The 264-nt window shown below is 72.3% G+C and carries 1 pseudogene; it reads left to right on the top strand.

Annotated features, from left to right (window positions below):
- Window positions 1-165 precede the first annotated feature (165 nt).
- Window positions 166-264, top strand: a pseudogene (locus GST15_RS12755) (ribulose-phosphate 3-epimerase); the annotation flags it as partial.

Genomic DNA, 264 nt, shown 5'->3' with positions numbered 1-264 from the left:
GGCGGGCGAAGCGTCCCGCAGGGCGGCCGAGCGCAGGGCGCGCGGGATCAACGCAGCCTATGCGCGGATCCGCAAGCTGCGCCGGTAAGCGGCATGTCTCCCCCCGATCGTGCGTTACCGCTGCGTCCGTCCCTCCCGCGACTTCCACCCACACACGAGCCGACCATGCAGCCGACCGTCATTGCGCCTTCGGTCCTGTCCGCCGACTTCGCGCGCCTCGGCGAGGAAGCCGACACCGTGCTGGCGGCTGGCGCCGTCTGGGTG

The sequence above is a fragment of the Cognatiluteimonas profundi genome (assembly GCF_009792795.1).
Taxonomy (GTDB): domain Bacteria; phylum Pseudomonadota; class Gammaproteobacteria; order Xanthomonadales; family Xanthomonadaceae; genus Cognatiluteimonas; species Cognatiluteimonas profundi.
This window is presented reverse-complemented; position numbering and strand designations above follow the sequence as displayed.